General features: G+C 64.0%; 19 protein-coding genes. 9 read left to right on the top strand and 10 right to left on the bottom strand.

Features of this window, described 5'->3' with window-relative positions; translation table 11 throughout:
• Positions 1-4: 4 nt before the first annotated feature.
• The 3 genes from ACIQTZ_RS17000 to ACIQTZ_RS16990 form a co-directional block, all read right to left on the bottom strand.
• A complete protein-coding gene (locus ACIQTZ_RS17000; RefSeq protein WP_402982430.1) occupies positions 5-1,381 on the bottom strand; it encodes a hypothetical protein in 1,377 nt (458 codons plus the stop codon).
• Between the two features lie 53 nt (positions 1,382-1,434).
• Positions 1,435-1,797: a hypothetical protein gene (locus tag ACIQTZ_RS16995; RefSeq protein WP_402982428.1), complete on the bottom strand. Its 363-nt coding sequence runs from the start codon at positions 1,795-1,797 to the stop codon at positions 1,435-1,437.
• Between the two features lie 182 nt (positions 1,798-1,979).
• A complete protein-coding gene (locus ACIQTZ_RS16990; protein WP_402982426.1) occupies positions 1,980-3,038 on the bottom strand; it encodes a LacI family DNA-binding transcriptional regulator in 1,059 nt (352 codons plus the stop codon).
• A 210-nt stretch (positions 3,039-3,248) separates the two neighbouring features.
• On the opposite strand from ACIQTZ_RS16990, the gene ACIQTZ_RS16985 reads away from it, so the two are divergent.
• Genes ACIQTZ_RS16985 through ACIQTZ_RS16955 form a run of 7 tightly spaced genes read left to right on the top strand, consistent with a single transcriptional unit; the run spans position 3,249 to position 10,510 of the window.
• Positions 3,249-4,577 carry an extracellular solute-binding protein gene (locus tag ACIQTZ_RS16985; protein WP_402982424.1) on the top strand — a complete coding sequence of 443 codons (1,329 nt, stop codon included), beginning with the start codon at positions 3,249-3,251 and terminating at the stop codon, positions 4,575-4,577.
• The gene (locus tag ACIQTZ_RS16980; protein WP_402982422.1) at positions 4,574-5,503 is read left to right on the top strand and encodes a carbohydrate ABC transporter permease; all 930 of its coding nucleotides are present in this window, start codon (positions 4,574-4,576) and stop codon (positions 5,501-5,503) included. The genes ACIQTZ_RS16985 and ACIQTZ_RS16980 overlap by 4 nt, the downstream gene beginning before the upstream one ends.
• A gap of 1 nt (position 5,504) precedes the next feature.
• Complete coding sequence (locus ACIQTZ_RS16975; protein ID WP_402982420.1) at positions 5,505-6,410, top strand: carbohydrate ABC transporter permease; 906 nt, start codon at positions 5,505-5,507, stop codon at positions 6,408-6,410.
• A gap of 12 nt (positions 6,411-6,422) precedes the next feature.
• Entirely contained in the window at positions 6,423-7,667 is a 1,245-nt protein-coding gene (locus tag ACIQTZ_RS16970) for a Gfo/Idh/MocA family protein (protein ID WP_402982418.1), read from the top strand.
• Positions 7,664-8,668, top strand: a complete 1,005-nt coding sequence (locus tag ACIQTZ_RS16965; protein WP_402982416.1) for a sugar phosphate isomerase/epimerase family protein — start codon at positions 7,664-7,666, stop codon at positions 8,666-8,668. The genes ACIQTZ_RS16970 and ACIQTZ_RS16965 overlap by 4 nt, the downstream gene beginning before the upstream one ends.
• 34 nt (positions 8,669-8,702) lie before the next feature.
• A complete protein-coding gene (locus ACIQTZ_RS16960; protein WP_400331373.1) occupies positions 8,703-9,404 on the top strand; it encodes a ThuA domain-containing protein in 702 nt (233 codons plus the stop codon).
• Positions 9,389-10,510 (top strand): Gfo/Idh/MocA family protein, encoded by a 1,122-nt coding sequence (locus ACIQTZ_RS16955; protein WP_402982414.1) that lies wholly within the window; start codon positions 9,389-9,391, stop codon positions 10,508-10,510. The genes ACIQTZ_RS16960 and ACIQTZ_RS16955 overlap by 16 nt, the downstream gene beginning before the upstream one ends.
• An 83-nt stretch (positions 10,511-10,593) precedes the next feature.
• Here the strand turns inward: ACIQTZ_RS16955 and ACIQTZ_RS16950 are convergent, their stop codons facing one another.
• From ACIQTZ_RS16950 to ACIQTZ_RS16920, 7 genes are read right to left on the bottom strand one after another with little or no spacing between them, the layout of a single operon-like run.
• Complete coding sequence (locus ACIQTZ_RS16950) at positions 10,594-11,433, bottom strand: HpcH/HpaI aldolase/citrate lyase family protein (RefSeq protein ID WP_402982412.1); 840 nt, start codon at positions 11,431-11,433, stop codon at positions 10,594-10,596.
• Between the two features lie 28 nt (positions 11,434-11,461).
• Complete coding sequence (locus ACIQTZ_RS16945; RefSeq protein ID WP_402982410.1) at positions 11,462-11,974, bottom strand: MaoC family dehydratase; 513 nt, start codon at positions 11,972-11,974, stop codon at positions 11,462-11,464.
• Positions 11,971-12,717, bottom strand: coding sequence for a CoA transferase subunit B (locus ACIQTZ_RS16940; RefSeq protein WP_400331653.1), 747 nt, complete (start codon positions 12,715-12,717; stop codon positions 11,971-11,973). The genes ACIQTZ_RS16945 and ACIQTZ_RS16940 overlap by 4 nt, the downstream gene beginning before the upstream one ends.
• Before the next feature lie 8 nt (positions 12,718-12,725).
• Positions 12,726-13,508 carry a CoA transferase subunit A gene (locus ACIQTZ_RS16935; protein WP_402982408.1) on the bottom strand — a complete coding sequence of 261 codons (783 nt, stop codon included), beginning with the start codon at positions 13,506-13,508 and terminating at the stop codon, positions 12,726-12,728.
• A 20-nt stretch (positions 13,509-13,528) separates the two neighbouring features.
• On the bottom strand, positions 13,529-14,692 hold the full coding sequence (locus ACIQTZ_RS16930) for an acyl-CoA dehydrogenase family protein (protein WP_402982406.1): 1,164 nt from the start codon (positions 14,690-14,692) through the stop codon (positions 13,529-13,531).
• Positions 14,689-16,818, bottom strand: a complete 2,130-nt coding sequence (locus ACIQTZ_RS16925) for an acetyl/propionyl/methylcrotonyl-CoA carboxylase subunit alpha (protein ID WP_402982405.1) — start codon at positions 16,816-16,818, stop codon at positions 14,689-14,691. The genes ACIQTZ_RS16930 and ACIQTZ_RS16925 overlap by 4 nt, the downstream gene beginning before the upstream one ends.
• Before the next feature lie 2 nt (positions 16,819-16,820).
• Positions 16,821-18,431 (bottom strand): carboxyl transferase domain-containing protein, encoded by a 1,611-nt coding sequence (locus tag ACIQTZ_RS16920; protein WP_402982403.1) that lies wholly within the window; start codon positions 18,429-18,431, stop codon positions 16,821-16,823.
• A gap of 150 nt (positions 18,432-18,581) precedes the next feature.
• On the opposite strand from ACIQTZ_RS16920, the gene ACIQTZ_RS16915 reads away from it, so the two are divergent.
• Both ACIQTZ_RS16915 and ACIQTZ_RS16910 read left to right on the top strand, forming a co-directional pair.
• The gene (locus tag ACIQTZ_RS16915; protein WP_400331650.1) at positions 18,582-19,232 is read left to right on the top strand and encodes a TetR/AcrR family transcriptional regulator; all 651 of its coding nucleotides are present in this window, start codon (positions 18,582-18,584) and stop codon (positions 19,230-19,232) included.
• A 195-nt stretch (positions 19,233-19,427) separates the two neighbouring features.
• On the top strand, positions 19,428-20,720 hold the full coding sequence (locus ACIQTZ_RS16910; protein ID WP_402982546.1) for an HNH endonuclease: 1,293 nt from the start codon (positions 19,428-19,430) through the stop codon (positions 20,718-20,720).
• Positions 20,721-20,742: the final 22 nt, after the last annotated feature.

Here is a 20,742-nt window from a genome sequence, read left to right as displayed (position 1 = left end):
AGGCCTACACCACAGCGTCGGCCAGCCCCGCGGCTCCGTGGACTGTGGCCTCATCCGGTGCAGCCTCCCCCGCGACGGTTTCATCCACCGCAGCACGCTTGCTGCTCCGCTTGCTGGTTGGTACCGTCACGGCTTTCCGCTCCACCGCTTCGGCCGCGATATAGAGGCCTTCGCGGTTGAGGTGCCGTGAGTAGCTCGAATCCAGGTACAGGGTGGGGAATGAATCCTCGCTGTTCATCTCCGCAGCCTTGGCCAGGAGAGCGCTGTACAGGTACTCCTTGACAGCTCCGGCCCCGGCTCCCCCGCCATAGACGTAGGCAACCTCCGTGGTGGCGCCTACCACGGCCAAGACCCGGCCGAACTGCTCGGCAACTTCCTTCGCGAAGAACATGGTCTCTTCGTCGACGAATGCCTTGACGCGGTCGTAAAAATTCAGCTTCAACCGCGACGGCCCGGCATGCAGGTACTCCGAGAGTTGCTTGCGGGAGGTGAACCCGGTCTGGAATCCGCGGTCCCGCATGGCCTTCATGGCATCGGTCAGCACCGATCCGTAACCCTTCTTGAACGTCGTGGACGCATCGGCGTTGAACTGGCCCGCTGTGAAAACCGGAAAATTCACGGTTCCTTCGCCAATGTCGATGCCGATGGTGTGCTGCGCGGCCAGGACATCTCCCGGAGTGATGCCGTCCAGGGCAAGGCCCCGACGGCGGACATCGGCAAGCATCGCTTCCATCAAGGGCTCGCCCTTGGCGGTGATCGCGTATTGGGCGGAGGCGCCTTCCGGTATGACCTGCACGTCCATGAAGCGCAGCTTGACGGTCACGGGCGTCTCGAAATTGTGCACCGTCACCGTGTGGACGCCGTTCATGAACTCCGCGGCATAGCTGGTCCGGTGCGAAAGGTATTCATCGATGGGCAGCGCCAGTGCCACCCGTGCACGCACACTCAGGACTTCCTCACCCGGGGGCAATGAGCCGTTGGCGCGCACGTGGTCACGGACCGCCTTGGCTGCGAACACGCCCATGACCAGGATCTTGCTCAGTTCCTGCTGGGCTTTGCTCCGATGGCCAATGACATCGAATTCCTCAAACGCTCCTTGGGCGCTCAGGGCCCTCAAGCCGAAGAGGCGCCGGTACGTGTCGCCGATCAGTGTCGATTCGAAGCTCACATCCAATTCGTTGTAAAAGTCGCCCTCCATCCGGGCCGGCGCTTCCCGGTCCGGTGTTGGCAGCGCATTGGAACGGGTGATAAGTGCCACGCCGCTGGGAAGGTCGATCTCATCGCCATCGGAGCCACCGGAACCCAGCGGTCCGCGGATGATTCCTTTGACGTAGCCATTGCCTACGTCGATGCCGCCGGTGAGATTGGTCGAAATGGTCATGGGAAAGTCCCTTCAGTGTGCGTGGGTGTGGTTCGGGTTGCGGCGGGGCGCCATTATCGCCGCAGTTGGGCGAAGAGGTGGTTGACGTCAACTGGCGCCGCCGCAGGCGGATTGTCCGGTGCGGCTCCGGGATCGGCGGGGGTTGGCGTGGGCTCCCCCGGCGCGGCGTCGGAAGCTTCACTGGAGATGCTGTCGACGGGACGGTCTCTGCCGGCGGGGAGTTGCACGACGGGCCTGTTGACGATGTCCACATAGCCTTGACGGGCAATGCCCTCCCGGATCAGCATGCGGATGGACAGCGACTGGTTGTCCTGCAGTTCCAGCCACGCGATGACGGCTTCATCCGCGTGGGGCACCGTCAAACGGTAACGGTGCGGCGGCTGCTTCGCGGCCCCCGGGGTTCGAAGATCGGTCACGTGGTTCTCCTTCGCTGGCTTTCACCTGTGCGATCAAACCCGTCCCGGGATTGACCTGCCTGTGGTCAGGACTGGCCAAGATCGCACCGGTCACAACCCAGAAGTGGCCGCGATGACCCGATCGTGACGCAACACGCGGCGAAGGATCGCAACTGAGCCTGAAGGATCACCGGAGGTTGAGGTCAGCGGACGGCCGAGCCCACCTGAGACGTACGCGGCGGGGCCGTGGACTCGCGGACCACCAAGTGGGTGGCGAGTTCCACCCGGCGGGAGTCGATGTCCTCGCCATGCATTTGACGGAGGATGAACCGCAGGGCCGAGCGCCCCATTTCCTGCAGTGGTTGGGAGACGGAGGTCAACGGCGGTACGGACTGTTCAGCCTGGTGCGTCCCGTCGAATCCCACCAGGCTCATGTCGTCCGGAATCCTGACGTGCTGCCTCCGCGCCTCCGCCAGGACGCCCAGGGCAATGCTGTCGCTCCCGGCAAAGATGGCCGTGGGTGGGTTGTCGAGGGCAAGCAAGGTTTTCATGGCGCGGACGCCGTTGGACGGCCGGAACGCACCGGCAGAGACGTACTCGTGGTCCACGGAGATGCCTTCAGCCATCAGCGCGGCCATGTAGCCGTGCAGGCGGGCCTGGCTGCACTCGGCCTCACTGGGACCACCGATGAAGGCGATGTGCCGATGTCCCAACTCCAGCAGGTGCGTGGTGGCGGCCTTTCCGCCGGCCCAGTTGCTGGCACCCACACTGCAGACATCCGCCGGTGGCGGATTGAGGGGATCGACGACGGCGATGGGAATCTGCCGCCGTTGGAAGGCCTCCAACTGTGCGGAGTTGTAGGCCGAGGTCACCACAATCATTCCGCTGCGGCCCTCGTCGATCATCCGCTGGGCACGCTCTTCCGGACCCAGCGGTGAGGAACCTTCCCGGCTGGTGACCGAGAGGATCACCTCCATGTCCGATGCCGCGGCGTGTTCCATGATCCCGTTGAGTACTTCCACGGAGTAGGCCGAATTCAGTGAATCGAAGACCACCTCCACGGCCCGGCGTTCCCAAACTGCCCGGCGCTGCAGCGGCGATTTGTAGCCTGTGCGTTGCAGGGCTGCGAGGACCCTCGCCCTGGTCCCTTCGGCCACGTCTTCGCGGCCGTTGACCACTTTGGAGACCGTTGGAGTAGAAACTCCGGCTTCCTTGGCAACGGCGGCCAGCGTCAACTTGGCCGACTCCCTGCTGTTTCCCATGAATCCTGCTTTCGAAAAAATTTCGATGTGCTTCGATCATCGTGCACCAACGCCAGTGAAGCAACATCCTCCAGAAAATGAGAAGAGGAGCTCTTGACGAGCACACGTTTGCGCTTTAGTTTAGACCGCAACCTAAATCAGGTGAGCGAAACTTTTCGAATCATTTCGAATACTCCCTTGTTCAATCATGCGAAAACACATGGAGAAGCAATGAAGCAATTCCAGTCCTCCCGCCGTTCCTTCCTGGCCCTCGCTGCCCTCACGCCCTTCGCGGCCATGGCAACCACCGCCTGTGGAACCTCAGGTCCCGGCGGAACGGGCGCAGGTGGCGGCGCCAGCATGTGGTTCCTGACGGGAGAGCCGAACCAGACCATCATGCAGAAGGCGGCGGATGCCTTCGGCGCAGCCAATGCCGACAACAAGATCAGCGTCACGTACTTCCAAAACGATGCGTACAAGACAAAAATCAAGACCGCCATCGGCGCCGGCCAAGCACCGACCATCGTTTACGGCTGGGGCGGAGGCGGCCTCAAGACCTACGCCGAGGCCAACCAAGTGGAAGACCTGACTGCATGGTTCGAGGCCAACCCCGACCTGAAGAAGAAGTTCTTTCCCTCGTCCTTCGGAGCGGCCACCGTCAACGGCAAGATCTACGCCCTGCCCAACCAGGCCGTCGCACCGATCGTGCTCTACTACAACAAGGACCTGTTCGCGAAGGCCGGAGTCCAGCCGCCCAAGACCTGGGACGACATCATGTCCTTGGTGAAGACGTTCAATGACATGGGTGTGGCGCCCTTCTCCCTGGGCGGCCAGTCCCGCTGGACGTCGATGATGTGGCTGGAGTACCTGTTGGACCGCATCGGAGGTGCAGAGGTCTTCAATGCGATCTTCGAAGGCAAGGCTGATGCCTGGAAGCACCCGGCCGTCATCGAAACGGGTACCAAGATCCAGGAACTCGTCTCGGCCGATGGCTTCATCAAGGGCTTCTCTTCCATAACCGCGGATTCCAAGGCCGACCAAGCCCTCCTCTTCACCGGCAAGGCCGCCATGATGCTCCATGGTTCCTGGACCTACGGATCCATGAAGAAGGACGGACAAAACTTTGTCCAGGACGGCAAGCTCGGCTTCGTTCAGTTCCCCACGGTGGCTGGCGGCAAGGGCGATCCCAAGAGCGGCGTAGGCAACCCGGCGCAGTACATGTCCATTTCGTCGAAGGCCTCCGACAAGGAAAAAGAGACAGCCAAGAAGTTCTTCAAGGACGGCATCATGACTGACACGGTCATTGACGCCTACATCAACTCGGGTTCCGTACCGATCGTGAACGGTATTGAAGGCAAGCTTTCGTCCTCTCCGGACAAGGACTTCCTCAACTTCGTCTACGACCTGGCCAAGAATGCGCCCACGTTCCAACAGTCCTGGGACCAGGCACTAAGCCCCACCGCGGCCGAGGCCCTCCTTAACAACATCGACCAACTCTTCCTGAAGTCGATCACCCCGCAGCAGTTCGCCGAGAACATGAACGCAACCCTGGGCAAATGAGCACCTCCACTGCAGCCAGGACGGCGGCCCGCCGGACTGTGGACGCATCTGAGGGCCGGAAGAACTCCGCACTTGCATGGCTTACCGTGCCTGCGCTGCTCTTCTTTGTCATCTTCGCTCTGGTCCCCCTGGTGGGTGTCTTCTTCCTGAGCTTCGCCAACTGGGACGGCATCGGGGCGATCGGTGCCGCCGGGCTGGACAATTGGTTCAGCGTCCTTGTCGATCCCGGCTTGTACAACGCGCTCGGTCTCACCTTCCTGATCATGATCGTTTCATGGCTCGTCCAAACCCCCATCAGTCTCCTGCTGGGCGTCTTCACCGCCGGGAGCCAGAAGTACCGGGCCGCCCTGGCGGTCCTCTACTTCCTGCCGCTCCTGTTGTCCTCAGCAGCCGTTGCCATTGCCTTCAAGGCCCTCCTCGACCCGAACTTTGGCCTGGCCATGGGCCTGGGCCTGCCCTTCCTTGCGCAGGACTGGCTCGGTGTGCCGCACCTTGCCCTGGGCCTGGTCATCTTCGTCATCGCCTGGCAGTTCGTCCCCTTCCACACCTTGATCTACCAAGGCGGCGTGCGGCAGATTCCCAAGTCCTTGTACGAAGCCGCCCAGATCGATGGCGCGGGGACCATCAAGCAGTTCTTCCACATCACGCTCCCGCAGCTGAAATACACCATCATCACGTCCTCAACCTTGATGGTGGTGGGATCCCTGACGTACTTCGACCTGATCTTCGTCCTGACGGGCGGCGGCCCAGGCAACTCCACGCGGATCCTGGCCCTGGACATGTACCTGCGCGGCTTCCGGGCCAACCTCATGGGTCCGGCCAGCGTCATCGCCGTCATTCTCGTTGTCATCGGCCTGGTACTGGCGCTCTTTCTCCAGCGGCTCGGAGGCAAGGACAAGCAAGGCAGCCAATTGGAAGGTATGTAGCGTGAGCACAGTTCTGACACCCCAACAACAAACGCCGGTTGCAGGCTCGCCCGCGAAACCCCCAGCCAACCGGCAAGGCCTGCTGACCCGTATCCGGCGGCTCAACCTTCCGGGCGGCCTTGGCGGCTGGCTCTGGCTCGCCGTCATCATCATTCCGGTGTACTACATCGTCATTACCAGCCTGAAGACGTCAGAGGGCTACTTCGGCCAGAACCCCTTGGCGCCACCTGCCTCGCCCACGTTCGAGAACTACCAGCTGGTCCTCGAATCCGATTTCGCCAGATACTTCATGAACAGCGTGATGGTCACCTTAGGCGCAGTGGTCCCGACAGTCCTGATCTCCTTCATGGCTGCCTTTGCGATCGTTCGTGGCCGCGGCCGGTTCCTCAAACTGGTGAATGGCATGTTCCTCATGGGGCTGGCCATCCCGCTGCAGGCGACGATTATCCCGATCTACCTGATGATCATCCGCTTGAACCTCTATGACAGCCTCCTGGCCATCATGCTGCCCTCGATCGCCTTTGCCATCCCCCTGACGGTCCTTATTCTGTCCAACTTCATCAGGGACGTTCCCAACGAGCTCTTCGAATCAATGCGGCTTGATGGCTGCAGCGAATGGCAAACGATGTGGCGACTGGCGCTGCCTCTCACCCGGCCCGCAATCGTCACCGTGTCCATCTACAACGGGCTCCATGTGTGGAACGGCTTCCTGCTGCCCTTGGTGCTCACCCAGAGCCCCAACCTGCGTGTCCTCCCCTTGGCCTTGTGGACGTTCCAGGGCGAATACAGCGTCAACATTCCGGCCGTCCTGGCTTCGGTGGTGCTGAGCACCCTCCCCATCCTGGTGCTCTACGTCGTAGGGCGCCGCCAGCTGCTCAGTGGCTTGACCGCCGGATTCAGCAAATAGAAAGGAATTCCCATGGCAGACAGCAAACCCTTGCGGGTAGGCATGGTGGGCTACGCCTTCATGGGGGCCGCGCACTCCCACGCCTGGCGGACCGCGCCCCGCTTCTTCGACCTTCCGCTCGCTCCACAGCTGACGGCCGTCGCCGGCCGCAATGAGGACGGCGTCCGGGCTGCGGCGACCAAGTACGGATGGGACTCGGTGGAAACGGACTGGCGCCGGCTCATCGACCGGGATGACATCGACCTGATCGATATCTGCACGCCGGGCAATACCCACGCCGAGATCGCCATCGCTGCCCTTGAAGCCGGCAAGCACGTGCTCTGCGAAAAACCGCTGGCCAATTCTGTGGCTGAGGCGGAGAAGATGACTGTGGTGGCCCAGGCCGCTGCTGAACGCGGCGTGCTCTCCATGTGCGGTTTCAGTTACCGCCGGACGCCGGCCCTCGCGTTGGCCAAAAGGATGGTGGAGGAAGGACGCCTGGGTGACATCCGCCATGTCCGGGCCCAGTACCTGCAGGATTGGTTGACCGACGCCAACGCCCCGCTCACGTGGCGCCTGGACAAAGCCAAGTCCGGGTCCGGTTCCCTCGGTGACATCGGGGCGCACAGCATCGATGCTGCCCAGTGGATCACCGGCATGGACATCACAGGTGTTTCCGCGCTCCTGGAAACGTTCGTTAAGGAACGCCCCCTCGCGGGCGACTTGGTAGGCCTCGGCGGACAAGGCGGCCCGGACGGGCCCAAGGGTCCGGTCACGGTGGATGACGCGGCGCTGTTCACGGCCCGTTTCGCGCCAAAGCACGACGGCGGCAGGCCCTCCGGCGCGCAAGGCACCGACGGCGGATCACGCCAAGGTCCCATCGGCATCTTCGAGGCCACCCGGTTTGCGCTGGGGCGCAAGAACGCCATGCGCCTGGAACTCAACGGAACCAAGGGATCCCTGGCCTTCGACTTCGAGGACATGAACTCCCTCCAGTTCTACGACGCCTCACTGGAGCCGGACGCAGGCTTCAGGAAGATCATGGTCACCGAGCCGACGCACCCCTACACGGCCAACTGGTGGCCCACGGGCCATGGACTCGGCTATGAGCACGGATTCACGCATCAGGTGGTGGACCTCGTGAATGCCATCCACGCCGGAGAGCAGCCCTCGCCGTCGTTCGCTGACGCGCTGCAGGTCCAAAAGGTGCTCGCCGCCGTCGAGGAAAGCGCCAACAACGCCAGCCGCTGGGAAAACGTCCACAAGGAGGCATCATGAACCGGCCCGTCACGCTGTTCACCGGGCAATGGGCAGACCTGCCGTTCGAGGAAGTCGCGCGCCTGGCCGGCGAATGGGGCTTCGACGGCCTGGAGATCGCCTGCTGGGGAGACCACCTGGATCCGCAGCGGATCGTGGAAGACGATGCCTACCTGCAAAGCAAGCTGGACATCCTGGACAAGCACAACCTCTCAGTCCATGCGATCGCCAACCACCTCACGGGACAGGCAGTGTGTGACGATCCCATCGATGAAAGGCACAGGGATATCCTCTCCCCCGCGGTCTGGGGTGACGGCGACCCTGAGGGTGTCCGGCAGCGCGCCGCGGAAGCCATGAAGACCACGGCCCGCGCGGCTGCCAAGCTGGGCGTCAAGACGGTCACCGGCTTCACGGGTTCCTCCATCTGGAAATGCGTGGCGATGTTCCCACCGGCGTCGGAGGCAATGATCGAGCGCGGCTACCAGGACTTCGCCGACCGGTGGAATCCCATCCTGGACGTCTTTGACGAGGTCGGTGTGCGCTTCGCCTTGGAAGTCCACCCCTCCGAGATCGCCTACGACTACTGGACTGCGAAGCGGACGTTGGAGGCGATCGGACACCGGGAGAACTTTGGGCTGAACTTTGATCCCTCCCATTTCATCTGGCAGGACCTGGACCCGGTGATGTTCCTCCAGGACTTCGCGGACAAGATCTTCCACGTCCACGTGAAGGAATCCGTCCGCCAACTCAATGGCCGGAACGGTCGCCTGGGCTCGCACCTGCCGTGGGCCGACCCCCGACGCGGCTGGGACTTCGTCACTGCCGGCCACGGCGATGTGGCCTGGGAACCCATCTTCCGGACCCTCAACGCGATCGGCTACGACGGACCCACCAGCATCGAATGGGAAGACGCCGGAATGGACCGACTGGTCGGTGCCCCTCAGGCATTGGCCATGGTCCGTGACCTCGCCACGATCCAACCTCCGGCCGCGGCTTTCGATGCCGCCTTCGCCACGCGATAGACACCAACGGATACGCCCCGAAACGAAGGAAACCATGACAAACAACACCAAGAGCGCCCTGGTGGTCCGCGGCGGCTGGGACGGACACCAGCCCGTCGAGGCCACCGAACTCTTCATCCCCTACCTCAAAGCCCAAGGATTCGAGGTCCGCGTCGAGGAGTCGCCCAAGATCTATGCCGACCCCGAATACATGGCCTCAGTGGACCTGATCGTGCAGTGCATGACCATGTCCACCATCGAGAAGGACGAGTTCGAAGGCTTGCGGACAGCGGTAGAGAACGGCACCGGACTGGCCGGATGGCACGGTGGCATTGCCGATTCCTACCGGAACAACTCTGACTACCTCCACCTGATCGGTGGCCAGTTCGCTTGCCATCCCGGCAAACACCCGGAGGAACGTGTCGGAGAACAATCAGACAACTACGTCCCGTACACCGTGAACCTGCTGCCGGCCGCCGCAGGACACCCCATCACCGCCGGCCTGTCCGACTTTGACCTGGTCACTGAGCAATATTGGGTCCTCGCCGACGACTACATCGACGTCCTGGCAACCACTACGCAGAAGGTCCGCGAATGGGACCCGTGGAACCGCGAAGTCACCTCACCCGCCATCTGGACCCGCCAATGGGGCAAAGGCAAGATCTTTGTCTGCACCCCCGGGCACCGCGTCGAAGTCCTTGAGGACACCAACGTCCGCACCATCATTGAAAGGGGCATGCTGTGGGCAACCCGTTGAACAGCGGTACTGACCTCAACGTCGGCATCATCGGCTGCGGCAAGATCGTGGAGCAGTACCTCACCAACTTCCGCCGCCTCGAATCGATCAACCTGGTGGCCGTAGCCGACCTCGATTCCTCCCGCGCCCAGGCCGTAGCCGACTCCTACGATGGTGTCCGGGCCGTGTCCGTGGAAGACCTCCTGGCAGCAGATGACATCGACCTGGTCCTGAACCTGACCATCCCGGCAGCCCACGCCGAGATCGCGCTGAAGGCCATCGCCGCCGGGAAATCCGTCTACGGCGAAAAGCCCTTGGCTGCCACCACCTCCGAGGCGCGCCAGGTCCTCGAAGCCGCCCGCGCCGCGGGCGTGGTGGTGGGCTGCGCGCCGGACACCGTCCTGGGTACAGGCATCCAGACGGCCCGCAAGGCGATCGACGACGGCCTGATCGGCGCCCCGGTTTCGGCCACCGCCACCATGGCCACACCGGGCCACGAGCGGTGGCACCCGAACCCGGACTTCTACTACCAGCCCGGCGGCGGACCCCTCCTGGATATGGGCCCTTACTACGTCTCGGCGCTCGTGACGCTGCTGGGTCCTGTGGTCTCGGTGCTGGGCGCGGCAAGCCACACGCGGACCGAGCGGACCATCGGTTCCGGTCCCCGCGAAGGCCAGCAGGTTCCCGTGGACATCGACTCGCATGTGACCGGAGTCCTGGTCCACGCTTCCGGTGCCCTGTCCACGCTCTTCATGAGCTTCGACGCGGTCAAGACCAAGAGCCCCAACATCGAAATCCACGGCGAAAAAGGCTCGCTCGTGGTGCCGGACCCCAACCATTTCGACGGCGAAGTGCAACTGTTCGCCCTTGGCGCCGAGGATTGGGAGACGCTGCCGGTCTCGGCCGGCTACGTGGATTCGGGCAGGGGCTTCGGCATCGCCGACCTCGCCGCAACGCCGTCCGGCCACGAACCCCGCGCGGGCGGCGAATTGGCGTTCCACGCGCTGGAGGTCATGGAATCCGTGTTGGAATCCGCCAAGTCAGGAGTGGCAGTGCCCATCACCAGCACGGTGCAGCGCCCGGCCGGCGTCCCCCTGACGGAGCTCGCAACGACCGTCCGGGCCTAGCACTCCGCTAACACCCGCCGAGGTGGCAGTTGGTGACAGTGTTTCCGTCAAACACTGTCAACGCCTGCCATCTCGCGCGCTGGTCAGCGGCCCGCCCGGCGCAGCACCGACTCTGCGTGCTTCAGGATGGGTCCGTCGATCATCTTTCCCTTGAACTGGAACACTCCTGAGCCTGCAGCAGTTGCGGCTTCAAGCAACTCCGAAGCGTGGGCGACCGCTTCCGGGGCAGGGGCATAGGCCTCCCGCACCACCGCCACCTGGTTCGGGTGAATGCAGGCCTTCGCTCCAAAGCCGCTGGCCACGGCGTCCTCCGCCTCGGCAGAGAGGCCGTCCAGGTCAGGGATGTTCACGTACACGGCATCAATGGCTTCCTTGCCTGCGGCCTTCGCTGCTAGCAGCACAGCGGAACGGGAGTGCAGCGCAACCGCCCGGTACCCGCCGTCGTCGTTCCTGCTGGACAGGCCACCCAGCGACGCGAGCAGGTCTTCGGCGCCCCACATCAGCGCCACCACGTTCGGTTGCGCGGCGATGGATGCAGCGTTGACCACACCGGCGGCCGTTTCACACAGGGCAATGACGCGGTAGCCCTCCAGCGCCTTCACCTGGGAAGCGTCCTCCGCCTTGGCGAGCATGACGGTCCGGTAGGGCGTCTTCTCCAAAGCCGCGAGGTCGAGCTCAAAGTCGGGCGACCCCACCGGATTCACGCGGACAATGGTCCGGGACGGCTCCAAGCCGCCGGCGCCCTGCTGCGCGAGAACCGCTTCCCGTGCACGCTGCTTGTCCGCGGGCGCCACGGCGTCTTCCCAGTCCAGGATGACGGCGTCGGCGCGATCCGCTGCCTTGCCGAACCGCTCCGGACGATCGGCCGGGCAGAACAATAGGGCCGGACCCATGGTGAAGGGAATGGCAACGGAAGAGGGCATTAGGATTCCTTGCTGCTGGGCGGACGTTCTACGGCTCGGAAACGGACGATTGGGCCGCGTGAGCGTCCTTGGTCCACATCAGGCAGGTCCTGGTTACCAAGGCCACCACATCGCCGTCCTGGTTGCGGCCAGTGTGTTGCATGGTGACCAGCCCTTGTCCGGGCCGTGAGGAGGAGAGCCGTTTGCCGCTGACCACCGTTTCCGTGTACAGCGTATCCCCGTGGAAGAGCGGGTGTGGGAACGTGACATCCGTGAGGCCCAACTGCGCAACGATGGTTCCTTGCGTCAATTGCGCCACGGACTGACCCACCATGGTGGACAACGTGAACATTGAGTTCATGAGCCTCTGCCCGAACGGTTGCGTTGAACTCCATGCCGCATCCAGGTGGAGGGCCTGGGTATTCATGGTGAGGGTCGTGAACAGCACGTTGTCCGCCTCCGTCACTGTCCTGCCGGGTTTGTGGGCGTACACGACGCCCTCCTCCAACTCGTCAAAGTAGAGCCCCCGCTGCTCGACCACCCGTGGCGTGGTGTCCGTCATACGGTCAGTTCCTGGTCTTCTTCGAACAGCTCAGCCCCTGTGGCGGCCAGGACGTCGTCGAGCGTGACATTCGGCGCCAGTTCGCGGAGCACCAGCCGCGGCTCGCCTTCGTCCTTGACGACGTCGATCACCGCAAGGTCCGTGATGATGCGGTCCACGCAGCCCTTGCCGGTCAACGGCAGGGCACAGTCCTGCACGATTTTCGGCCGGCCGTTGCGGTCCACGTGTTCCATCATCACGATGACCTTTTTGGCACCGAACACCAAGTCCATGGCCCCGCCCATGCCCTTGACCATCTTGCCCGGAATCATCCAGTTGGCGAGGTCGCCGTTGGCCGCCACCTCCATGGCCCCAAGGACCGCCACGTCCACGTGGCCTCCCCGGATCATGCCGAAGGAGGACGCCGAGTCGAAGAACGCGGCACCGGCGTTGGTGGTCACGGTTTCCTTGCCCGCATTGATCAGGTCCGGGTCAACCCGGTCCTCGGCAGGATACGGACCGACGCCGAGGATCCCGTTCTCCGAGTGCAGGATGACTTCCACGCCGTCCGGAATGTAGTTCGGTATGAGGGTTGGCATGCCGATCCCCAGGTTCACGTACTGGCCGTTTTCCAGTTCCTTGGCAACGCGGGCGGCCAGTTCGTTCCGGGTCCACCCTTTTGCCTCGTGGTGCTCGACGTCGGCACGCCGGTATTCGTGCCGCACGGCTTCGGGACGGGGCGGGACATCCTGCAGGCTGTTCATCTCCACGGCTACGCTCCCGCCTGGTTGGTGTCGGCCGGGGCGGACAGGGCCACCGTCCGTTTCTCGATCCGTTTCTCTGCCGTCGGCGCGAGGACCACGCGTTGGACGAAGATACCGGGGGTGTGGATGTGCTCCGGGTCCAGTTCCCCCGGTTCCACGAGCTCTTCCACCTCAGCGATGGTGGTCCGCGAGGCCATGGCACAGAGCGGATTGAAGTTCATGGCCGCCGCGTGGAACACCAGGTTTCCGTGCCGGTCTCCTTTCCAGGCGTGGACCAGCCCGAAATCGGGAGTCAGCGATTCCTCCAGCACGTAGTCGGCGTCGTTGAAGGCGCGCACCTCCTTCGGTGCCGAGGCCACCGCGACGTTGCCCTCGGCGTCGTACTTTTGCGGAAGGCCACCCTCGGAAACCTGGGTTCCCACACCGGCCTTGGTGTAGAACGCCGGGATGCCCGCGCCGCCGGCCCGAAGCTTCTCGGCGAGCGTGCCCTGTGGGGTGAGCACCACTTCCAGTTCACCGGCGAGGTACTGGCGGGCGAATTCCTTGTTCTCGCCCACATAGGAGCTGATGGTCCGGCGGATGCGGCCATCTTTGAGGAGGATGCCAAGGCCCCAATCGTCCACGCCGCAGTTGTTGCTCACGGTTTCCAGTTCCGTGGTTCCTTGCTGGTGGAGCGCGTCTATCAGCGCGACGGGAATCCCGCACAAGCCGAAACCACCGACGGCGAGCGAGGCACCGTCCGGGATGTCCTTCACCGCTTCCGCGGCGCTGGCAACAACCTTGTCAATCATCGTTGATCCTTCCCCTGCGGTTACAGACCCAGCTCGCGGGCGATGAGCATCAACTGTACTTCCGTAGTGCCCTCACCGACTTCAAGGATCTTTGAGTCGCGGTAATGACGTGCCACGGTGAACTCGTTGATGAAGCCATAGCCGCCGAATACCTGGGTGGCATCCCGCGCGTTGTCCATGGCTGCCTCGCCTGCGACCATCTTAGCGATGGCCGCTTCCGTCTTGAACGGCTTGCCTGCCAGCATCCTGGCCGCTGCGTCGTAGTACGCCAGGCGTGCCGTGTGGGCCCTGGCCTGCATGCGCGCGATCTTGAACTGGATGGCCTGGTACTTGGCGATGTTCTGCCCGAAAGCACTGCGTTCCTTGGCGTACTTGACGGAAAGGTCCACGCATCCCTGGGCAGCGCCCGTGCCCAGGGCGGCAATGGCGATGCGGCCCTCGTCCAGGATGGACAGGAAGTTGGCGTAGCCGCGGCCGCGCTGGCCCAGGAGATTGGCTTCGGGCACGCGCACATTGTCCAGGGTCAGCGGATGGGTATCCGAAGCATTCCAGCCCACCTTGTTGTACGGCTTTTCCGCCTTGAAGCCGGGCGTTTCGGTGGGGACGAGAAGGGTGGAGATTTCCTTTTTGACGCTGCCGTCCGGACGCTCTTCCTTGCCGGTCACAGCCGTGACGGTGACCAGCGTGGTGATGTCAGTCCCGGAGTTGGTGATGAACTCCTTGTTCCCGTTGATGACCCACTCGCCGTTCTCCACGTGGGCGTGGGTCTTTGTGCCGCCGGCGTCCGAACCCGCTTCCCGCTCCGTCAGCCCGAAGCCGGCGAGCGCGCTGCCGGAAGCAAGCTGGGGCAGCCATTCCCGCTTCTGCTCCTCGGTCCCAAAGCGGTGAACCGGCATGGCACCCAGCGAAACGCCGGCTTCCAGGGTGATGGCCACGGACTGGTCCACCCGGCCCAATTGTTCCAGGGCCAGGGCCAGGGCGAAGTAGTCCCCGCCCATGCCGCCGTACTCCTCGGGGAAGGGCAGGCCAAAGAGGCCCATCTCCCCCATCTGCTTCACGATCGCGTAGGGGAAGCTGTGTTCTTCGTCGTGCTTGGCGGAGACGGGGGCCACCACTTCGTCGGCGAACTCCCGGACGGAATCGCTGAGGTCCTGGTACTCCTCGGAGAGGTCAAAAGTGCTCATGGCTGGATTTCCTTGTCTGTGGCGGCCGCCGGATCTTCGGCGGGTGCTGCACTGTGGATGGTTGCGAGGAGCTGGTCTGCTTTGACCTGGTCGCCGGTTGTGGTGGTCAGGTGGACCGTTCCGGACACGGATGCCACCAGTTGGTGTTCCATCTTCATGGCTTCGACGGCGAGCAGCACTTGTCCTTCCTGCACCGGGTCGCCGTCTGCAACGGAGACGGAAACCACGGTTCCGGGCATCGGCGAGCGCACCTCCGGATCGGCGGTGCCTTCTTCACGCTGGATTCCGGCCAGCATCCGCCGCAGCCTCTCGGCCCGTCCCAGTACCTCAAGGCGGCAGGACCAGCCGTCGTTGCCGAGGTAGAGGGCACCATCCGCGGAGCCGAGGGCGAAGGTAACCTCGACGCCGTCGATCTCCAGCTCCAGCCGGTCTGCACCGTGGTCACGCACGGTCACCGGTGTGGCGGCGCGCCCGACGCCAGCACCGCCGTCGACCCTGACACTCAGCTGCCCCTGCTCCTCGGTGACCCAGGCGGTGGCGGTTGCCCCGCCTGGCAGGCCGAACGTGGCGCTCCATGCGGCGGGGGCACCCAGGCGCCACGAGTCCGGGCTGGCCCAGGCGCGTCCGGTCTGCAAGGAACCGGACCGCTCCAGCCACCGGGCCACCCCGGCGGCCGTCAGCTCGTCGGCACCAACGTGCCGAAAAACCATGCCCGGCAGCTTGCGCTCGATCAGCCCCGTGTCCAGGTGCCCTCCACGGACCTGCGGATCGTTGATCAACAAGCGCAGATATTCCACATTGGTGTCAACGCCTAGGAGTGTGTATCCGGCCAGGGCGGCGTCGAGCGCGTCCAAGGCTTCCGCGCGGTCCGGACCCCAGGCGATCACCTTGGCGAGCATGGGATCGTAGTCACCGGTGATCTCGAGTCCGGTCCGCATGGCCGAGTCGATCCGGACTGCCGGGTCCTTGCCGCCCTCGTCCAGCAACTCCACCCGCCCCATGGAGGGCATGAAGTTCCGCTCGGGCACCTCCGCGTAGACGCGCGCCTCCACTGCGTGGCCGTCAAGCACGACGTCGGGCTGCGTCACCGTCAGGGGCTCGCCGGCGGCGATCCGCACTTGCCATTCAACGAGGTCGATACCCGTCACCATCTCCGTGACCGGGTGTTCCACCTGGAGCCGCGTGTTCATCTCCATGAAGAAGAACTCATCCGGGTGCTCGTCGGAGACCAGGAACTCCACGGTGCCGGCGCCGCTGTAGTTGACCGACCGGGCCGCATTGCAGGCTGCTTCCCCGATCTTGACCCGCAGCGCTGCCCCGTCCGGAAGCGAATCGAACAGTGCCGAGGGAGCTTCCTCGATCACCTTCTGGTGCCGGCGCTGGAGCGAGCATTCCCGCTCGCCGAGGTGGATGACGTTGCCATGGTTATCGGCCAGGACCTGGACTTCGATGTGGCGGGGTGCACTGACCAAGCGTTCCAGGAACAACGTGTCGTCCCCGAAGGCGGAGGCTGCCACGCGGCGGGCCGTTCCAAGGACCGAGGGAAGGTCCTCCGGCCGCTCAACCACATGCATGCCTTTGCCGCCGCCACCCGCGGAGGGCTTGATCAGGAGGGGAAAGCCGACGCCGGGAGCGGCGTCGATGAGGTCCTGGTCTGTGAGGCCCGGCCGCGCGATGCCCGGCGTGCACGGGACACCGAAGCCCATCACGTGGTTCTTGGACCGGATCTTGTCCCCCATGACCTCGAGCGCCTCGACACCGGGGCCAATGAAAGTAAGGCCCGCGGCGCCCAGGGCCTTGGCGAAGTCCACGTTCTCGGACAGGAAGCCATAGCCGGGATGCACGGCTTCCGCGCCGGTCCGGCGGCAGGCGTCGATGATGGCGTCGATCTTCAGGTAGCTCTCGGACGGGGACGTGCCGCCGATGGCCACGGCGGTGTCCGCGAGCGCAACGTGCTTGGCGTGCCTGTCCGCATCGGAGTACACGGCCACCGAACGAATTCCCATCTCCTTCAGGGTTCGGATTACCCGGCAGGCGATCTCGCCGCGGTTTGCGACGAGGACGGTGGTGAAGGGTGCGGTGCCGGCCCTGGTCAGGGGTTTTGCGGCGGGTGCTGGCAGTGTCATGGTCACATCCTGAAGAGGCCGAAAGAGGTCTCGGGCAATTGCTGGCGGGACACCACGTCCAAGGCCATGCCCAGGACCCGGCGGGTGTCCGCGGGATCGATGATGCCGTCATCCCAGAGCCGGGCCGTGGAGTAGTAGGGACTTCCTTGGTCCTCGTATTGCTGTTTGATGGGCGCTTTGAACGCCTCTTCCTCCTCGGCGGACCATTCCTCGCCGCGGGCCTCGTATTGTTCGCGCTTAACGGTGGCAAGGACGCTGGAAGCCTGGTTGCCGCCCATCACCGAAATCCGCGCGGCCGGCCACATCCACAGGAACCTTGGGGAGTAGGCGCGCCCGCACATCGAATAGTTTCCTGCCCCGAAGCTTCCGCCGATCACCACGGTCAATTTGGGCACCCGGGCGGTGGCCACCGCGGTGACCATCTTGGCTCCGTTCTTGGCTATGCCGCCCTGTTCGTAGTCCTTGCCCACCATGAATCCGGAGAGGTTCTGCAGGAAGATCAAGGGAATGCCGCGCTGGTCGCACAACTCGATGAAGTGGGCCCCTTTCAGGGACGATTCGCTGAACAGCACCCCGTTGTTGGCCACGATCCCCACGGGATGACCGTGCAGATGGGCGAAGCCGGTGACCAGGGTGGTGCCGTAGTCCTTCTTGAACTCGTGGAATTCCGAACCGTCGACGAGCCTGGCAATCACCTCGCGGACATCGTACTGGGCGTTGACGTCTGTGGGAACCACGCCGTAGATCCCGGACGGTTCGACGACGGGCGGCAGGACGACGTCGAGCACGTCCCAGACCGGAGAGGCCGGCTTGGGCAACGTGGCCACAATGTCGCGGACGATTTCCAGTGCGTGCTGGTCGTTCTCGGCCAGGTGGTCCGCCACACCGGAGATTCTGGCGTGGACCTCGCCGCCGCCGAGTTCTTCTGCGGTGACGATTTCACCGATGGCCGCCTTCACCAAGGGCGGGCCACCCAGGAAGATGGTGCCTTGGTTGCGCACGATGACCGTCTCATCGCTCATCGCCGGCACGTAGGCTCCGCCTGCGGTGCACGAGCCCATCACCGAGGCTATCTGCGGAATCTTGGCGGCGGACATTCTGGCTTGGTTGTAGAAGATCCGCCCGAAGTGTTCCTTGTCCGGGAAGACCTCGTCCTGTTTCGGCAGGAACGCTCCCCCGGAATCCACGAGGTAAATGCACGGGAGCTTGTTTTCCAGGGCGATTTCCTGTGCCCTGAGGTGCTTCTTGACGGTCATCGGATAGTAGGTGCCGCCTTTGACCGTGGCGTCGTTGGAAATCACCAGGACGTGGCGTCCGTGGACCAGCCCGATCCCGGCGATGACTCCGGCGCCGGGGGAATCGTCGTCGTACATGCCATTCGCGGCCAGGGGTGCGATTTCCAGGAACGGGCTGCCCTCGTCCAGCAGGTAGTCGATGCGCTCGCGCGGAAGGAGCTTGCCGCGGGCGACGTGCCGTTCCCTCGACTTTTCCGGTCCGCCAAGGGCTGTCCGGGCGAGCCGCTCCTTCAAGTCCTTCACGAGCGCCGTTTGCGCTTCCTGGTTGGCGTCAAAGGAGCCTGTTGGGGCACCTGCCGTGCTGGCAATTGTCTGCATCGACCACTGATCCATTCCCGGCCCGCTTTCTGAGGTGCGGACCATTTCGGTTAGTGCCACGTAACTGAAATTTAGGTTAGTCTGTATTAACTGTGATGTCCAGCACAGCCCGCCGGGGCAGCCGGCGCCGAGGAGGAAAACGTGGTTGGAATGCCCCCTGCCGAGGTGGACGGCACCCGTGCCGCCACCACGCAGCGAAGCCAGGCCAAGGAAGAACGGCGCCTGGCGTTGCTCTCAGCAGCGGCCAGCCTCTTCGCCGAGAACGGATTCAGCAGGGTCTCGCTCGAAGACCTCGGGGCTGCCGCCGGGGTCAGCGGCCCAGCGGTGTATCGGCACTTTCCGGGCAAGCAGGCGGTGCTGGCGGAATTGTTGCTCAGTGTCAGCCGCAACTTGGTGAGCGGTGGGCAGAAAGTCATTGCGGAGGCCGATGACCGTTCCTCGGCATTGCGGGGGCTGATCGCGTTCCACGTCGACTTCGCGCTGAAGAATCCCGAGGTGATCCGCGTCCAGGACCGGGACTTCGGAAGCCTGGGCGAATCCGACCAGGCGGAGGTCAGGTCCCTCCAGCGCTCCTATGTGGAAATGTGGGTCAAAGTCCTGGGGCAGCTCCATGCCGGCGTAGACACCGCAGACCTCCGCGTCCGTGCACACGCCGCCTTCGGCTTGATCAACTCCACCCCGCACTCTGTCCGCCAGCACGGCCGGAAGATAGCAGCCAGGACCGCCCGGCCAATCCTTGAGCAGATGGCGTTCGCTGCGCTGATGGCTGGGGAGCGCTATGATCCAAGGTTGTCCACATAGGCCAGAGTCGGCCTGCTGCTGGCCTCAGCCGGCTGAAAGACTTAAGGCATGGACGGAGCTCAACTGCTGCAGGCGACAGACACAGAACGGTCGTCGCCTGCCCCTGAGTACGCTCGCGTCCTGACAGCAGGGGTTGAGTCACTTCACGGCCCAGAAGCAGCCCCCACCACCGCGCAGCTCCTGACCGATATTGGCATGCTGCAGATTGCCGCAGACAGCAAAATCATGGTCGATCAGTTGCGGGTTCTTGAGGACATGAAGTCGGCGATCTCAGCCTTGCAAGCCAAGATCGCCGTGGCGTTCGACCTGGCCCAGCGGCAAGAACAAGCCGACGCCGGGGTCCCCGCCAGCGAGCAGGGCCGCGGCGTGGCCACCCAAGTGGCCCTGGCCCGCCGCGAATCACCCAACAAAGGCTCCCGCCTCCTGGGCATGGCCAAAGCACTCGTCACCGAAATGCCCCACACCCTCACAGCCCTCGAAACAGGACAACTCAACGAATGGCGCGCCACCCTCCTCGTGAAGGAAACCGCCTGCCTCTCCGCCGACGACCGCTGCGCCGTCGACGACGAACTCGCCCCGGACACCGGCACCTTCAACGGCGCCGGGGACAAAACCATCATCGCCGCCGCCAAAGCCGCCGCCTACCGCCGCGACCCACGCTCAATCACCCAACGCGCAGCCCACGCCACCACCGAACGGCACGTCAGCCTCCGCCCCGCCCCCGACACCATGACCTACCTCACCGCACTCCTGCCCCTAGCCCAAGGAGTCGCCGTCTACAAAGCACTCACCAACGCAGCCAGCACCGCACGCTCCGACGGCGACACCCGCACACGCGGCCAAATCATGGCCGACACCCTCACCGAATGCATCACCGGCAGGCGCCAAGGATTCTCCGGCATCGACCTGCAACTGGTCATCACCGACCGCACCCTCCTCCAAAACGACTCCGAACCAGCACGCCTGGACGGCTACGGCACCGTCCCCGCCGAATGGGCCAGAAACCTCCTCACCCCAAACCAACCAGGCACCGACCACAGCCCCAGCAAAGACACCAGCACCAGCAACCCCAACAGCAACGCCGAGCTCAACATCTGGCTCCGCCGCCTCTACACCGCACCAACCACCGGCGAACTCCTCGCCATGGACTCACGAGCCCGCTTCTTCCCAGCAGGCCTGCGCCGCTTCATCCAAACCCGCGACAACCTCTGCCGCACCCCCTACTGCGACGCCCCCATCCGCCACCACGACCACATCATCCCCTGGTCACAAGGCGGCAAAACCACCCTCACCAACGCAGCCGGACTCTGCGAACACTGCAACCACACCAAAGAAAACCCCGGCTGGAGCGCGAAGCCCGAACCAGGCAAAAGACACCAACTGACAGTCACCACACCCACCGGCCACCACTACTCCTCAACCGCTCCCCCATTGCCCGGGAGTGCAGCCAGGAGCCAAAGGCACCACCCAAGCCTTGCCAACGCCTGAGCAGTCCACCCGCGCCTGTGCT

It is taken from the genome of Paenarthrobacter sp. NPDC090520 (genome assembly GCF_044769205.1).
Lineage (GTDB): Bacteria > Actinomycetota > Actinomycetes > Actinomycetales > Micrococcaceae > Arthrobacter.
Note: the sequence above shows the minus strand (reverse complement) of the source record. Positions and strands in the feature narration are given on the sequence as shown.

Bases quoted from the DNA above. Each gene is read 5' to 3' on its own strand.
- ACIQTZ_RS16960 (WP_400331373.1), top strand. From the start codon at position 8,703: ATGACAAACAACACCAAGAGCGCCCTGGTGGTCCGCGGCGGCTGGGAC.
- ACIQTZ_RS16945 (WP_402982410.1), bottom strand. From the start codon at position 11,974: ATGACGGACACCACGCCACGGGTGGTCGAGCAGCGGGGGCTCTACTTT.
- ACIQTZ_RS16935 (WP_402982408.1), bottom strand. From the start codon at position 13,508: ATGATTGACAAGGTTGTTGCCAGCGCCGCGGAAGCGGTGAAGGACATC.
- ACIQTZ_RS16965 (WP_402982416.1), top strand. From the start codon at position 7,664: ATGAACCGGCCCGTCACGCTGTTCACCGGGCAATGGGCAGACCTGCCG.
- ACIQTZ_RS17000 (WP_402982430.1), bottom strand. From the start codon at position 1,381: ATGACCATTTCGACCAATCTCACCGGCGGCATCGACGTAGGCAATGGC.
- ACIQTZ_RS16925 (WP_402982405.1), bottom strand. From the start codon at position 16,818: ATGACACTGCCAGCACCCGCCGCAAAACCCCTGACCAGGGCCGGCACC.
- ACIQTZ_RS16920 (WP_402982403.1), bottom strand. From the start codon at position 18,431: ATGCAGACAATTGCCAGCACGGCAGGTGCCCCAACAGGCTCCTTTGAC.
- ACIQTZ_RS16915 (WP_400331650.1), top strand. From the start codon at position 18,582: ATGCCCCCTGCCGAGGTGGACGGCACCCGTGCCGCCACCACGCAGCGA.
- ACIQTZ_RS16950 (WP_402982412.1), bottom strand. From the start codon at position 11,433: ATGCCCTCTTCCGTTGCCATTCCCTTCACCATGGGTCCGGCCCTATTG.
- ACIQTZ_RS16970 (WP_402982418.1), top strand. From the start codon at position 6,423: ATGGCAGACAGCAAACCCTTGCGGGTAGGCATGGTGGGCTACGCCTTC.
- ACIQTZ_RS16985 (WP_402982424.1), top strand. From the start codon at position 3,249: ATGAAGCAATTCCAGTCCTCCCGCCGTTCCTTCCTGGCCCTCGCTGCC.
- ACIQTZ_RS16990 (WP_402982426.1), bottom strand. From the start codon at position 3,038: ATGGGAAACAGCAGGGAGTCGGCCAAGTTGACGCTGGCCGCCGTTGCC.
- ACIQTZ_RS16910 (WP_402982546.1), top strand. From the start codon at position 19,428: ATGCTGCAGATTGCCGCAGACAGCAAAATCATGGTCGATCAGTTGCGG.
- ACIQTZ_RS16980 (WP_402982422.1), top strand. From the start codon at position 4,574: ATGAGCACCTCCACTGCAGCCAGGACGGCGGCCCGCCGGACTGTGGAC.
- ACIQTZ_RS16940 (WP_400331653.1), bottom strand. From the start codon at position 12,717: ATGAACAGCCTGCAGGATGTCCCGCCCCGTCCCGAAGCCGTGCGGCAC.
- ACIQTZ_RS16930 (WP_402982406.1), bottom strand. From the start codon at position 14,692: ATGAGCACTTTTGACCTCTCCGAGGAGTACCAGGACCTCAGCGATTCC.